The organism is Kordia algicida OT-1, assembly GCF_000154725.1.
Taxonomy (GTDB): Bacteria; Bacteroidota; Bacteroidia; order Flavobacteriales; family Flavobacteriaceae; genus Kordia; species Kordia algicida.
Map to the genome: position 1 here is coordinate 1,567,598 of NZ_DS544873.1, position 14,043 is coordinate 1,581,640.

21 protein-coding genes are annotated in these 14,043 nt (G+C 32.1%); 9 read left to right on the plus strand and 12 right to left on the minus strand.

The genetic code is table 11. The features are described from left to right. The first annotated feature begins 133 nt into the window (after positions 1-133). Positions 134-325 carry a hypothetical protein gene (locus tag KAOT1_RS06550; protein WP_007093961.1) on the plus strand — a complete coding sequence of 64 codons (192 nt, stop codon included), beginning with the start codon at positions 134-136 and terminating at the stop codon, positions 323-325. Positions 326-357: 32 nt separating this feature from the next. On the opposite strand, the gene KAOT1_RS06555 is transcribed toward KAOT1_RS06550, so the two are convergent. The 9 genes from KAOT1_RS06555 to KAOT1_RS06595 all read right to left on the minus strand — a co-directional run bounded on the left by KAOT1_RS06555 (position 358) and on the right by KAOT1_RS06595 (position 5,914). Beyond that, complete coding sequence (locus KAOT1_RS06555; protein WP_007093962.1) at positions 358-777, minus strand: hypothetical protein; 420 nt, start codon at positions 775-777, stop codon at positions 358-360. 11 nt (positions 778-788) lie between these two features. Next, on the minus strand, positions 789-1,097 hold the full coding sequence (locus tag KAOT1_RS06560; protein ID WP_007093963.1) for a hypothetical protein: 309 nt from the start codon (positions 1,095-1,097) through the stop codon (positions 789-791). Between the two features lie 21 nt (positions 1,098-1,118). After that, on the minus strand, positions 1,119-1,322 hold the full coding sequence (locus KAOT1_RS06565) for a helix-turn-helix domain-containing protein (RefSeq protein ID WP_007093964.1): 204 nt from the start codon (positions 1,320-1,322) through the stop codon (positions 1,119-1,121). Positions 1,323-1,324: 2 nt separating this feature from the next. Then, positions 1,325-1,846 carry a DUF2975 domain-containing protein gene (locus KAOT1_RS06570; protein ID WP_007093965.1) on the minus strand — a complete coding sequence of 174 codons (522 nt, stop codon included), beginning with the start codon at positions 1,844-1,846 and terminating at the stop codon, positions 1,325-1,327. Between the two features lie 443 nt (positions 1,847-2,289). Continuing rightward, on the minus strand, positions 2,290-2,922 hold the full coding sequence (locus KAOT1_RS06575; protein ID WP_007093966.1) for a hypothetical protein: 633 nt from the start codon (positions 2,920-2,922) through the stop codon (positions 2,290-2,292). A 96-nt stretch (positions 2,923-3,018) separates the two neighbouring features. Then, positions 3,019-3,969: an MBL fold metallo-hydrolase gene (locus tag KAOT1_RS06580; RefSeq protein WP_007093967.1), complete on the minus strand. Its 951-nt coding sequence runs from the start codon at positions 3,967-3,969 to the stop codon at positions 3,019-3,021. Positions 3,970-4,099: 130 nt separating this feature from the next. Next, positions 4,100-4,921, minus strand: a complete 822-nt coding sequence (locus tag KAOT1_RS06585; RefSeq protein ID WP_007093968.1) for an ATP-grasp domain-containing protein — start codon at positions 4,919-4,921, stop codon at positions 4,100-4,102. A 42-nt stretch (positions 4,922-4,963) separates the two neighbouring features. Then, positions 4,964-5,329, minus strand: a complete 366-nt coding sequence (locus KAOT1_RS06590) for a hypothetical protein (RefSeq protein WP_007093969.1) — start codon at positions 5,327-5,329, stop codon at positions 4,964-4,966. Between the two features lie 114 nt (positions 5,330-5,443). After that, complete coding sequence (locus KAOT1_RS06595; protein WP_007093971.1) at positions 5,444-5,914, minus strand: hypothetical protein; 471 nt, start codon at positions 5,912-5,914, stop codon at positions 5,444-5,446. Positions 5,915-6,171: 257 nt separating this feature from the next. On the opposite strand from KAOT1_RS06595, the gene KAOT1_RS22785 reads away from it, so the two are divergent. After that, complete coding sequence (locus KAOT1_RS22785) at positions 6,172-6,342, plus strand: hypothetical protein (RefSeq protein WP_007093972.1); 171 nt, start codon at positions 6,172-6,174, stop codon at positions 6,340-6,342. An 83-nt stretch (positions 6,343-6,425) separates the two neighbouring features. Here the strand turns inward: KAOT1_RS22785 and KAOT1_RS06600 are convergent, their stop codons facing one another. From KAOT1_RS06600 to KAOT1_RS06610, 3 genes are all read right to left on the minus strand, one after another. After that, entirely contained in the window at positions 6,426-7,025 is a 600-nt protein-coding gene (locus KAOT1_RS06600; protein ID WP_007093973.1) for a hypothetical protein, read from the minus strand. Positions 7,026-7,154: 129 nt separating this feature from the next. Beyond that, a complete protein-coding gene (rimK, locus tag KAOT1_RS06605) occupies positions 7,155-8,534 on the minus strand; it encodes a 30S ribosomal protein S6--L-glutamate ligase (protein WP_007093974.1) in 1,380 nt (459 codons plus the stop codon). A 39-nt stretch (positions 8,535-8,573) separates the two neighbouring features. Continuing rightward, positions 8,574-8,885, minus strand: a complete 312-nt coding sequence (locus KAOT1_RS06610) for a hypothetical protein (RefSeq protein WP_007093975.1) — start codon at positions 8,883-8,885, stop codon at positions 8,574-8,576. Positions 8,886-9,362: 477 nt separating this feature from the next. On the opposite strand from KAOT1_RS06610, the gene KAOT1_RS06615 reads away from it, so the two are divergent. The 7 genes from KAOT1_RS06615 to KAOT1_RS06640 form a co-directional block, all read left to right on the plus strand. Further along, the gene (locus KAOT1_RS06615) at positions 9,363-9,623 is read left to right on the plus strand and encodes a hypothetical protein (RefSeq protein ID WP_007093976.1); all 261 of its coding nucleotides are present in this window, start codon (positions 9,363-9,365) and stop codon (positions 9,621-9,623) included. A gap of 130 nt (positions 9,624-9,753) precedes the next feature. Further along, on the plus strand, positions 9,754-9,933 hold the full coding sequence (locus tag KAOT1_RS06620) for a hypothetical protein (protein WP_007093977.1): 180 nt from the start codon (positions 9,754-9,756) through the stop codon (positions 9,931-9,933). 122 nt (positions 9,934-10,055) lie between these two features. Continuing rightward, complete coding sequence (locus KAOT1_RS22790) at positions 10,056-10,268, plus strand: hypothetical protein (RefSeq protein ID WP_157560070.1); 213 nt, start codon at positions 10,056-10,058, stop codon at positions 10,266-10,268. A gap of 151 nt (positions 10,269-10,419) precedes the next feature. Beyond that, the gene (locus KAOT1_RS06625; RefSeq protein WP_007093978.1) at positions 10,420-11,316 is read left to right on the plus strand and encodes a MerR family transcriptional regulator; all 897 of its coding nucleotides are present in this window, start codon (positions 10,420-10,422) and stop codon (positions 11,314-11,316) included. A 46-nt stretch (positions 11,317-11,362) separates the two neighbouring features. Beyond that, positions 11,363-12,847 carry a phytoene desaturase family protein gene (locus KAOT1_RS06630; protein ID WP_007093979.1) on the plus strand — a complete coding sequence of 495 codons (1,485 nt, stop codon included), beginning with the start codon at positions 11,363-11,365 and terminating at the stop codon, positions 12,845-12,847. After that, the gene (locus tag KAOT1_RS06635; protein ID WP_007093980.1) at positions 12,831-13,670 is read left to right on the plus strand and encodes a phytoene/squalene synthase family protein; all 840 of its coding nucleotides are present in this window, start codon (positions 12,831-12,833) and stop codon (positions 13,668-13,670) included. The genes KAOT1_RS06630 and KAOT1_RS06635 overlap by 17 nt, the downstream gene beginning before the upstream one ends. 9 nt (positions 13,671-13,679) lie before the next feature. Continuing rightward, on the plus strand, positions 13,680-14,043 hold a 364-nt coding region (locus KAOT1_RS06640; protein ID WP_007093981.1), incomplete at its 3' end, for a sterol desaturase family protein.

The window sequence follows — 14,043 nt, forward strand, 5'->3', positions numbered from 1 at the left end:
TTTATGTTAAATATAAGTTAAATATTTGAAAAACAATTATTTACGTAAATTTTATATGCGAAAACCATAACAAAATGAATAGCACAATTTGTAATTTTACTTCAAGAAAAAAATAGCTTAAAAAAGAAAAATTATGAAAAAGAAAAATGTAAAATCATTAGATTTAAACAAAAAATTAGTTTCAAACTTCAAAGTTACAACTATTGTTGGTGGTACAGGACAATCTGTAAATCAGACGTGTACAGGAATGCAAACGTGTACTTTTGATTCCGATGCTTGTATGACAACAGACAATTATTCTTGTCGTGGATGCAATCATCAATAAACAAAATTAATTTTTGAGCTGCCTAAATAATTTTACTGTTTAGGCAGTTTTTTTGTATATACTTTCCAAAATACAACACTAAAAAAGATACAAAAAAGCCAATCATTTATTCCGTAGATTGTGTAAAAAATGCCAGCCATCATGTCTTTTTCATATACTTCTGAAAGATTATTGTTCAGTAGCCACTGAATCCACACGTATCCATAAATTAGCTTTTCTACCGCAAATACAGCAATCAACCAAGGAACATTTTTATAATTTTTTGCCACAGAAATATAAGCAAATCCCCAAACGATAATCATCAATAAACCAAAGTTTGACATGACAATTGCGTCGTATTCAGAAATTACTTCGTTCGTAAAAACTCTTGAAAAGATCAACACACCGAAGATATTCATAATACCTGCGATGAGAAATCCTTTGCTAATATGCTGCTGTTTTAGTGAAATCATAAAGTCTATTTTTACGATTGAATAAACATTGTAATGAATGCAATAACAAACTGCATAAAATAAAGCGAAATAACCGCCCAAGAAATCCAAAATTGATAGTTTTTGGGTAATTTTTTAATGATGCTTACTAACAGAAATATAAACGTAAGCAAAAAAAGAACCAACGAAATGATACTTAAATATCCCATTACTTGCACAAAACGTTCTACATTGTATGTAAATGCATTGTAATCGATTGTTAGGTATGTTTGAACAATAAAAATAATCACAATCCAAATAGAAAAGTGAAATGCCCATTTATTATAATTGATGGCTGTCATGCTTTTAAAATTTTCAACAAGTTACTCAACATATTCCAATATATCGCCAGGCTGACAGTCTAAAGCGTTGCAAATTGCCGATAATGTACTAAAACGAACCGCTTTTGCTTTGCCATTTTTTAAGATTGATAAATTGGAAAGTGTCACTTCTACCCTTTCAGAAAGTTCGTTGAGCGACATTTTACGTTTTGCCATCATGACGTCTAAGTGTACTATAATTGCCATATTTATACCGTTAGTTCGTTTTCTGTTTGCATCACAACACCTCTTTTGAATAATTGTGCTAATACATAAACAATTCCTGCTAAGAAAATATATTCATTTGCAAAAGGTGCTGCGTCAATTTCAGCATATTTTTCCAATCCGATAACGTGCGCATTGTGTATTATTGACAAAATCCACACCGCAAGAATGGTATAGCCAATCTTGTTTAACAAGTCTACCACAGTTTGTGTAAACGGTTTTTCGATATTGATCGCACTCAACAATTTCGTAATAAACAATGCAATATACGCTTGCAACAAGTACAATAAAATATAGTAAAATACAATGATCGTATAATGTGCAAAACTCGCATTCGCGTAGCGAGACAAATCCATTCCTTGATACAAATTGGTAGCTGCTTCAGGATTTTGAACACTTACGCCAAATGACATGATGATTGCACCTGCTTTAATTAAAAGTCCTATAAAAGCAATCCATGCAAGAAATCGCATGAGTTTGAGTAGTTTTTCCGTTTTTAAGTTCATAACATGTTTTTTAATTACATATCAAATAACGGTAATTTTTTATTGATAAACAATAAATATTTATTTTTAATTGATAATTTACTATTTCAGTATGACTAATTCAATTTGAGTTCAGAATAAGCTTAGAAGACTTCTGTTTCTGAACACATTTATATTTTTTTATTTTCGTTTTCTTTGCTTACCCAAAGAAAAGAAACAAAAGAAAGGGAACTTTTCCAGAGGTATTTTTAGTTTTTCTTTTAGGGAAAAACTAAAACCGCATGAGTTTTTCTAAATTTTAGTTCACCATGCTCTATTTTCAGTTATGGAGTTCATGAATTAACATTTCTCCAAGGTTTCAAAAATTTTTAACGAAAAACTTATGCTATACTGCGGAAAAGATAAGTATCAAACCAAGTTTTTTTTACTAAAACCACCTTAATAATTTACTATTCCAAAAGTTCTTATTCCTTCCAAATATCAAATTCATTTTTAATAGTACTTAAAATTTCATTCATGTATACAATTTCGTCAATTTCTGGAAAATGTTTCAAATGACTTTCAGGATTATTATACGTAAATGCATGCTTCTTTTTCCAAGCTTTGCTTTGTATTTGCACTGTATATTTTTGTCCGTCTAAAAATGCTATTTGTGAAGATACCGTTTCATATTCAACATATTTTTCTCCCTTATGCTTATACACTATTCGCTCTATTCCTCCTCTCTTTTTAAGTTTCCACTGAATAGTTTCTATACTTGGCAATTCTAAAATATAACTGCGAAGCAAATTTTTATACACAAGCGCCATATCATTTTTTGAGCTTATTTTTTTCTTTTTCGTTCTTAAGACTAATTTTCCTCTATGCCCTAGAACTTCATCAAAATGCTCATAAAATTCTGCTTTCCAAATATTCATGTCTGTCTTGTACATTCTAAAAAGCGTACTATAATTGGTGATTCCGCCACCACGATAAATTCTAATTTCTGTTGAATGTGTTAACGAATTTGATAGTTTTAAATCCTTGTTGATTTTTGAAATATTTTGTGCGTTCAATCCAACATAGCATAACAATAAAATGATAGGGTAATGTTTCATAAACTTATAAGTTATCAAGTTTACACATAAAATTACTACACGTTTCAATCCTATAAAACTTTTAATGAGTCAACGCTCATTTTGATTTAGGGAACGTTATGAATCTTGCAAAGCAGCATTAAATTCATGTATCAATTGTGCAATGTCTTCTTCTTTGTATTTTCGTGAAAAATGCACAGGAACTGCTTCTTGTACGTTGCTTTCTTTCATAATTTTTCCTGACATTGATGCGTAACTGTGAAAGTTTGCTACTGCCAATTCTTTGTCTTCATCTTTATAAAAACTTTCGATAAATACTTGTCTCGCTTTCGCGAAATGCGCTTTGATTTTCGAATGATTCGCTTTGTTTGCTGCATGATCCATAATAATTCCTACAGTATCACCTTTTTGTACGTGCAACCATTGAAACAACTCATTTGCCTTAAAAGCTTTGTCTTCCATCTGAATAATCTTTTCTCCATCATTTTGCTCAAAAGCATCTTTGAGTTCTTTTACCCATTTTCCACCTTTAAAACCACTTCCCTGAATATCAATTTTCACGGTATCATATTCTTGAAATCTGTATGCTAGTGTTGGAATTTTATGATCTAACAAAATCGCGCTCACAAAAAAATCTTTTTCTTCAAAAATGATGTTTCCACTAATAGTTTTGAGCTTTTTTAACTCCCAAATTGGCGGTTTTACTTCGTAAACTACAATTTCATTCTCAGAAACCATCTCCCTAATTTCATAGCAAATCGCGCCTTCCTGAATGAGATTCCACGTGTAACTTTTTATTTTTGATTGTACTTGTTGGGCAATTCCTTCTGGTCCACAAATCACAATACGTCGCTGAATTCCCAATTGGTGACGAATCACAGAATCGAAATTCACAAAATGGTCAATATGCGTGTGACTTATAAATATGGCGTTTGCATTTTGAAATTCTTTTACCGTGATATCCATCGCATCACCACATTCACAAAGGTAATTCCACGGATGATTGTCTGGACGCACCATAATTGCAATATCTTCTCCTATCCTACTTTTTACTGTTGCTGTGAACATTTTTCTCTGTTGGTTTTTGGGTTTTTGGTGTTGTTTTTTTGGTAAAAAATTTCATACTAAATTGCTTCGACATGTTTCGAATAGTTACTTCCTAAAATAACTGGAAATTTTGTAAGGAACGCTTTGTTTCCTAGTGCTCCAATGCACGCGTTAGCACAGCTGCCAATTCATACTTTAGCTCGTCTGTGAAACCTGATAACCCTGGAATGTCATTGTATTCTACAATGTGAAGTTTTCCGTTTTCTTCTTCCAAAATATCAATGGCAATAATGTCTGCTTTAATCGCGTTTTGCAAGCGTTTTAAATCGTTTACCAAAGATTCTTCTGGGGCAAATTCTTCAAAATCTGTTGTTTCAATATTTGCTTTCCAAAACTTTCCTTTTCGCGACATTGCCCAAACTTTATCATTGATAGCAATGTATCGAATATCGCGTACATATTTGATGTAAGGTTCAATAGTTATGTAATATTCTGTCACAAATAATAAATCTTTGATGTCTTGCCATTTCTGTGCATCTTCTACCAACACTTTTCCGTAACCACCGTGGTAATTCCCAACTTTTACCACAAAAGGAAAGTCAATTTTAATGTTTTTTAAGTGTGTAGATTTTGTTACGACATTAAAATCGATGACAGGCAAACCCAAGCTTTTGATTGTTGCTAGCATGGACAAACGATCGTAACCAATTTTTAACGTTGCTGGCGAATTTACACAAGGAATTCCTGCCAATTCGATGAGGTTTAACGCTGTTCGTTGAAGTTCTGTTGGTTTTATAGCGCCAACTCGCCACAAAATGGCATCAGGTTGCACCACGCTTTCCGCGTCAGCTACATGCAATTTTCCTGATTTGAGAATCCAAGAAGTGTGCTGAATCGATTTTTGTACTACGTTATACGCAGGCAAAATGTCTTTCCAATACTTTTCTCCGTTGACGACTAAGATCGTTTTCATTATTTTGTTACTTATGTGTACCAAATTGGCACAGATTTATGCTTATTCAATTCTTCTTAGATATACTTTTCTACCTTTTTGCACTTCAAGACTAAAGGTTTTTGCATCAATCCAACTTACTTTAAAAGTTCCTTCTCCCGATAGATTTTGCTCAGATCCAATGGTTAATTCTTTCGTTTCAGTATTGTACGACCAATTTCCTGTTCTGTTGGTAGTTTCTAGTGAATTTCCACCTTTTAGTGTGCCGCCTTTTATAAATTCCATCCAGCGTCCGCTCATTTCTCTTACTTCGCCACTACCATCTTCAAGTTTAAACAATTCCCACTTTCCTTCTACTGAATCGGTAGTTTGAAATGATAAAAAACTAAATATCGTTACGACTAAAAGTATTGCTTTGATGTGTTTCATTTTGTTGTTTTTTGTTTATCTGTTGTTTGTTGTTTGTTGTTTGTTGTTTGTTGTTTGAAACTATCTTTTTTATTCAAAATTCAACATTAATAATTTAAAATTAGGTGTTTATTCTTAATACCACATAAAACTATGTTTGCTGTCGAATTCTTTGTACGTTTCGGTTTCTTTCAATGTTTTGAATTCGGCTTCAGTTAAAAGCATTTCTTGTACAACATCGCCTTTTTGTATTTCTAAAAGTTTGATTTTCCCATCTTCAAAAGTTTCAGGATAGATATTTATTTCAATCCAACCAGAAAAGAAACTACATTTTTTTGTGTCTGGAAAAGAAATATCAAGCGTACTTTCTTCAATAAAGTCTCTCTTTTCTCGATCAAAACCTACATATCTTTTTAAAGAAGTGATATATAAACTTCCTTTTGTTATGGTATATTCTGCAAAATAACCACGCCATAATGAAGTAGTTGCGCCTCTGCAATGCACCAAACGTTCAGGAAATTCTTCAAAATACGGACTTAATATATTTATACAGAGAAACGAACTATCATCTTTATAATGTATTATATCGCGTCTTTGTATTGTCATCGTAAAGTTATTCCAAAACTTATAAAAAGCTAAGATCAAACTTTTTGGTAAAATAATCCTGTTGAAATAGTCATTTCTTTATAAAATCACTCAAAAATTGTGTTTTTGGTTGTTTTTCAATGGTGATTGCTTTTTAAGATATTTCTGTCTGCAAACATAATTTAACAACCGTTAAGCATTTGTTAAGTAAGGTATTACCGTATTTCTTTTTTGCAAAAATCTACTAATTTACTACCATAATCTTAAAATTTATAATTATGAAAAAAAGAAGTTTACAAACGTTAAAATTAAATAAAGAGCGTATATCTGATTTACACGGCAACGCACTGAAAGGTGGAGAAACCCGTTTTTCCTGTGGTGTAAAATGTCCTTTTGGACCAATATCTGATTCTATGGATAATGACTGTGATACAGGTTGTTGCGGATAAAAAAGAACGAAGAAGCTATCTAAAATCAGAATTATAATCAACTGATACAATTTATCTTTTTAGATAGCTTCTTTTTATACTATTTATTGCTGTTGATAATACTTTTCGGATTCTTCGTCTGCCTTTTTGATTAATTCAGGATTTTCTGGATCTTTCATCAATGCTTTTTCAGCTTCAATATATGATTCAGGACAACCATGGCATTTCAACTCAAACAGTGTTTCCGTTGGTGTAAACCGTAGCAAAAATCCAATAAAACTAATAATACCGACACGAATTATCATGCGTTTGTAAAACGAAGCATCGTTTTTGGTAGTTCCTATTTTTATGATGGAAATCAACAATACAATTCCCGCCATTACCAAGCCATTAGTGAGATTGACATATCCGAACGGCCATCTTAGAAAGACAAATAATATTCCAACAACTAGCGTCATTAAAGCAAATCCTGCTCCAATACTTCCTATAATTCTCATAGTAGAAACACCTTTGTACGCTTCCTTTTTTCCTAAGTTTTTTAATGGAATTTTGTTAAACAATGCAAACCCAAAAACGGAATGAAGCAATATTAGGATTAATACTGAAAGTGTCAGTAACAATGCTCCTAAAGGAAGTAAAAAGAGTAACATTAACATCATGATGCTACTAATAATTACTCCAAGTATTTTTTCAAGTTTTACCATAAGTTTTGGTTGTTTTAGTGTGAAGACAAATATATCAGAAATTACAAAACTTCATAATTCAAAATAGTGACAAACTAAAAAAGCGAGCTAATTTGCCCGCTTTGTATGTTATTTTTTAATTCAAATTTGCTAATTACGCTTAAATTTCAACTTTTTTTCAATAGCTTCAATCATAATGTTGGCAATGTCTAAGCCTGTTGCGCCTTCAATTCCTTCCAAGCCTGGAGAAGAATTCACTTCAAGCAACAACGGACCTTTGTTTGAACGAATGATATCAACGCCAGCCACAGGCAAATCCAATATTTTGGCAGCTTTGATGGCGAGTTTGCGTTCTTCCGAAGTAATTTTAATTTTTGAAGCTTTTCCACCTTGATGAATGTTTGCTCTAAATTCTCCTTTTGCTGCTTGTCGTTGCATGGAAGCCACTACTTTTCCGTTCACTACAAAACAACGAATATCTTGTCCGTTGGCTTCTTTAATGAACTCTTGCACCAATATGTTCGTTTTTACACTTTTAAAAGCATTGATTACACTTTCTGCTGCCTTTGTCGTTTCTGCCAAAACCACACCTTTTCCTTGCGTACTTTCGAGTAATTTGATAATGAGTGGCGCTCCATTGACCATTTTTATCAAATCTTTTGTATCTAATGGCGAATTTGCAAATCCTGTGATGGGAATACGCAAATCGTGTTTTGCAAATAATTGTGTGGCAAGCAATTTATCTCTCGATTGTGTGATCGCTTCCGCAGAATTTAAACAGTACGCGCCCATGGCATCAAATTGACGGATTAAAGCGCAAGCATAAAAGGTAACTGATGGTTTGATTCTAGGAACAATCGCGTCAAAAATACCTACAATATTTCCACCGCGATAACGAATTTGTGGTTCTTTGGCATCAAATTTCATATAGGCTTGCTCCACATTCAAAAAGACCATTTCGTGTCCTCTAGCAATTCCTGCTTCCATGATTCGTTTATTGCTAAACAAGTTGGGATTGCTCGCCAAAACAGCAATTTTTAAGCCTGATTTTTCCTTGATTAAATGTTTGTATTTTTCTTGAATATCAGTGACCGAAAAATTTTGCTCCATGAGCGCTTTTGAAGGATTTATCACATAACGATTCATCAATGCTTCACGCCCTAATAGCATTCTAAACTCCATTGCATCACGATTGGCAAGTGTGAGTTCAATTTCAAAAGTATCTTCTCCAATGGTTACAGGCGTTTTGATGACAAAGCGTTCTTCAGAAATTCCACTAGAACTTTTTACCATACGTTTGTCAAAAATCTTAGCTTCACATTTTACAACGATGCTACGATTTTCTTGAATCGGATTTACTTCAAAAGAAATCCATTCTTCATTACCTTTCTGAATTAACTTGATGTTGTTTGCCTGAATTGAAGATGTTTTAGCACCAGAATCTACACGTGCTTTTACCGCAGGAATTTTTAATGCATTGAATGCACACCATTCTTCACTTCCTATTATTTTTAATGTTGTTTCGTTCACTGATTTTATAGAATAAATTTGTTGTTAATAGTTGTTTTTTTAATAATCTTCATCTAACTGACTTGGCGGTTGTACTGCATTCGGATCGTTATCATCGAAGTCTTCATAATCATCTTCGTCGTAATTTTCCATTGTTAATTCAAGCTTTACACTAACTTTCACTAAGTATTTGGTATCGCCCGAGATGACCTCTACAGCTTCTACAGATTCGCCTTTGGCATTTTTAAACCTTACGATGTGCTCTGTGTCATAACCAAAAGGATATTTTTCTACTAAGAGTCCTAAAATTTCTGGAGTCAATTTTTTAAAGTCAACAATAACGCGTTTTAAATTGTTTACTACGGGTTTCATAGTTTTTATTTTTAAGTTGATTTATTAAACTGGTATCTTTTACTGTGTATTAACAGTTTATGTTATAAATATGTAATAAGTGAGTATTGTCAAAAATGGTATCAAAGTACGTTTATATAAACGCCTGAATATATGTGCAATTTCAGAAGTCAGCCTGAAAATTTGGTGTCTTATTCGTAAGACTACTTTCGGAGTAGACTTCTTTATTCTCCTGAGCCCAAATCTGAAAAAAAGATTCATTTATATAGGCAATGCGTTCTTTTTATGAACTCATTTACAGAGCAAACATAGTAAAAAAATGTGTTGAAAAAACTTTTTTATATTTTTTTAATACTTTTCATTTAAAAATACGTTAATCCACTAAAAATCAGTTAATTAAAAATTAACAAACAGATAATCAAAATTTAAAAATTACTTAAAAAACAATCTTTAGACATTTGTTTATCACAAGAAAAATTAATTTTTTACTTTTACTTCATGCAGTATTATTTTAAATATATTCTTGTATTCTTAAAGGCATTAGTTATTTCCGCTCTTTTTGGTGCTTCTTGGGTATTTACATTCTTAAATTTTGATGCATATGCTAATCTATACATGAAAAGTTACCGAAGTGATTTCTTTTTTGATATTGCACTTTTCTTTCTAAGCGGACTTTTTGGAGCGTTGCTATTTTTTATTTTGATCCGATTCTTAGACAAATTAAAAGGCATCATCTTTCAACAGCAAAAAACTAAGTAATTGTAGTGTTTCTTTAGGTTATTTCACTTACAACCCTTAGTCGCAATTTATAAATAATAACTACTCATTTTTCTTAGAAACAGCTTTTTTTCTTAAATTGAATTCATAAATTTAACTAAAATTCACAACCATGAAAAAAAAGCACTTAAAAAATCTGAACTTAAACAAAAAATCAATCTCTGCATTAAAAGGTGGTAAAGAAGCTCCAATTAAAGTTTCTGTATTAAATATTTGTAATACAGGATGTGATTCGCCAGTACATACTTGTGGAATTATCAATTGTATGTCTAATGATTGCTCTCCGTTCTAGAAAAAACCGCGAGAGATTGTAAGAGAAATGAGTCGTTATTTATAAATAGCGACTCATTTTTGTTTTAAGATGTTTTTTCTCTTGTTATCTTTAATATTATTAATCAACATAAATTTTTAATCATGAAAAAAAGAAAATTAACCTCACTAAGTCTTAAAAAGAAAACCGTTTCTTCTTTAAATCAAACCATTGTCGGTGGATCTGATAAAACAGACTTTTTTACACAAACCTGTGCTAGACCTATCGGAAACTGTACGATAGCACTTACAGTTCAGCCTGCTGTGTGCAACATTTATTCACAATTATACAGATGTAATTCGTTAGTTAAGTGTTAAATAAAACATTGCAATTCTTTGGAAAGCTATCAGCAATGGTAGCTTTTCTTTATTTTTAACGATTCTTATTAGCAGAAAAATGAAAATACATTGAGTTAAGTAGATAAAAAATGTTATTTTTGTTTATTGTCTAGAGAAAAAGATTAAACAGATGGAATGTGTAAAGACGAAATTTAGTATTAAAGATTTAGAAAATCTGTCAGGAGTCAAAGCGCACACAATACGCATATGGGAAAAAAGATATAATTTACTAGCGCCAGACAGAACTAACACAAATATAAGAACTTACGATATAAAAAGCTTACAAAAGCTACTCAATATAACCTTACTTTATAAGAATGGTTATAAAATTTCTAAGATTGCTGAAATACCTGAAGACAAAATTCACATCTTAGTTCGTGAGATTGCAACTGAAAAAAATATTCACAACCAAGCATTGAATTCTTTCAAACTCTCAATGCTGAATTTTGATTACAGTTTATTTTACAATACTTACAACAAATTACTTGCGGAAAAATCTTTTCGTGAAATTTTCTATGATACGTTTATTCCACTCTTAAATGAATTAGGAGTTTTATGGCATACGCAAACGATAAATCCTGCGCATGAGCATTTTATCTCTAGTTTAGTGAAGCAAAAAATCATTTTAAACACCGAACGTATTCAGTCATTAGAAAAACCAAATAAAACAAAAACCTTTGTTTTGTTCTTACCCGAAAATGAAATTCACGAAATTGGATTGCTGTATTTAAATTACGAATTACAGTTAAAAGGATATCATACTATTTATCTTGGGCAAACAATTCCAATTGATAGTTTGACAAATATCAATAACTTTTTTCCAGAATTGCATTTTATTTCTTACTTTACAGTCACACCACCAGAAGATAAAATAGAAGATTATCTTCAGGAATTTAGTGATAAAGTAGGCTTCGATAACAACTATTTATGGCTTTTAGGATATCAAGCTAGACATGTAAAAAACAAGAAAAACCATAAAAATCTTCGTGTTTTTAAGTCTATAATTGAATTAGTTGAAGAAATCTAAGATTCGATTTTATTTTTGTTTAACTTTTCACTACATTTGTTAAACAATGAAATTAAAAACTATAATTATAGGTTCTGGATTTTCATCCTTATCAGCTTCTTGTTATTTAGCACAAGCGGGTTACGACGTAACTATTCTTGAAAAAAATTCCACCGTTGGCGGGAGAGCCAGACAATTAAAAAGAGACGGTTTTACCTTCGATTTAGGTCCGTCATGGTATTGGATGCCAGATGTATTTGAACGTTTTTTTAGCGACTTCAACACCAAACCTTCCGATTTTTATCATTTAGAAAAATTAAATCCAGCGTACGAAGTATATTTCGGAAAAGATGATTCTATTCGTATAGAAGATACATTGGAAAAAATTTGTACCGCATTTGAAGAAGAAGAAAAAGGAAGCAGTATTAAACTCAGAAAGTTTATTGCCAATGCAGAAGATAATTACAATGTGGCTATCAAAGATTTGGTATACAAACCTGGAGTTTCTCCTTTGGAATTAGTCAATGCGAAAACCATTAAAAAAATTGGTCAGTTTTTTAGCAACATCAAACGCGATGTGCGAAAAGAATTTAAAAACGACCGGTTGATTAAAATATTAGAATTCCCTGTACTATTTTTAGGAGCAAAACCTAGCGATACTCCTTCTTTTTATAGCTTCATGAATTATGCCGATTTCGGATTGGGAACTTGGCATCCCGATGGAGGAATGTATAGCATTATTCAAGGAATGGAAACCTTAGCAAAACGATTAGGCGTAACCATTAAAACGAATGAAAATGTTCAAAAAATAGACGTTCAAGGGAAAACAGCGACCAAAGTTATTACTGAAACGAACGAATATGAAGCTGATATTGTGCTTTCTGGAGCAGATTACCATCATTCCGAAACTTTGCTAGATCCAAAATACCGCCAATACTCTGAAAATTATTGGGAAAAGAAAACATTTGCGCCTTCTTCCCTACTTTTTTATGTTGGTTTTGATAAGAAGATTGAAAACGTATCGCATCACACATTATTTTTTGATGTCGATTTTGATGTACACGCGCACGAAATATATGACGAAGCTTCTTGGCCAAAAGAACCGTTATTTTATGCCAACTTTCCTTCCATGACCGATCCTGCGGCAGCACCCGAAGGAAAAGAAGGCGGCTTCTTCTTGATTCCAATTGCTCCTGGTTTGGAAGACACGCCAGCACTCCGTGAGCAATATTTTGACATCATTATGGACAGATTTCAGGAAATAACACAGCAAAATATCACAAATCATATTATCTTTAAAGAGTCTTTTTGTGTAAATGACTTTATAAAAGAATATAATTCTTATAAAGGAAATGCTTATGGAATGGCAAATACGCTACTTCAAACTGCATTTTTAAGACCCAATTTGAAAAGTAAAAAGGTGTCAAACTTATATTTTACAGGACAATTGACAGTTCCCGGACCTGGAGTTCCTCCAGCATTGATTTCTGGGAAATTAGTAGCCGAATTAATCACCAAACACCAACCGAACACACATGAAAGCACTATTTGATTCTGTTTCATACAAGTGTAGCACGGTCGTTACAAAGTCGTATAGTACGTCTTTTGCACTTGCTACCAAAATGTTATCACCATCTATACGACAAGACATTTATAATATTTATGGATTTGTTCGTTTTGCAGATGAAATTGTAGATTCTTTCCACGATTTTGATAAAGAATATCTTTTAGATAAATTTCAAGCCGATTTGGATTGTGCTATGGCGAATAAAATAAGTCTGAATCCTATTTTGAATGCGTTTCAATACACGGTTCATAAATATGAAATTCCAAAACATTTGATCGATGCTTTTATGAAAAGTATGCGTCAAGATCTAGACAAAAAAGTATATTTAACACAAGAAGAATACAACGAATACATTTATGGTTCGGCAGATGTAGTTGGTTTAATGTGTTTAAAAGTGTTTGTAAAAGGTGATGTGGAAAAATATGAAGAATTAAAATCATCAGCGATGTCGTTAGGTTCTGCTTTTCAGAAAGTAAACTTTTTACGCGATTTAAAAGCTGATTTTGAAGATTTAGATCGTACCTATTTCCCAGATGCTGATTTGAAAAATTTAGATGAAGCATCAAAACAAAAAATTATTGCAGAAATTGAGCACGATTTTAAACTTGGCTTGGAAGGAATTTCTAAATTACCAATTGAAGCGAAGTTTGGCGTATTTACTGCATATAAGTATTATTTTAAATTATTGAAAAAGCTAAAAAGAACGCCTTCTGTTAAGATAAAAAATGCGAGAATTCGTATTCCTAATTATCAAAAAATGGCGTTATTAGCAAAATCATATGTAAATTATCAGTTAAACTTGATATAAATTTTAAACATGACAACCCTTATTTGGATAGCCGTATTTTTAGGCACATTTTGTATGATGGAGTTTATGGCGTGGGCAACGCATAAGTATGTAATGCATGGTTTTTTATGGTCATTACACAAAGATCACCATCATAAAGATCACGATTCTTGGTTTGAACGTAACGATGCTTTCTTCATCTTTTATGCTGTAGTAAGTATTGGATGTTTCCTGCTATGGAAATTTGATATTTTTTGGGCAGGATTGCCAATTGGTGTTGGAATTTTTGCTTACGGACTCGCTTATTTTATGGTACACGATATCTTTATTCATCAGCGTTTCAAAATGTTTCGCAAAGCAGATAATTGGTATGCAAAAGGAATTCGTAGAGCAC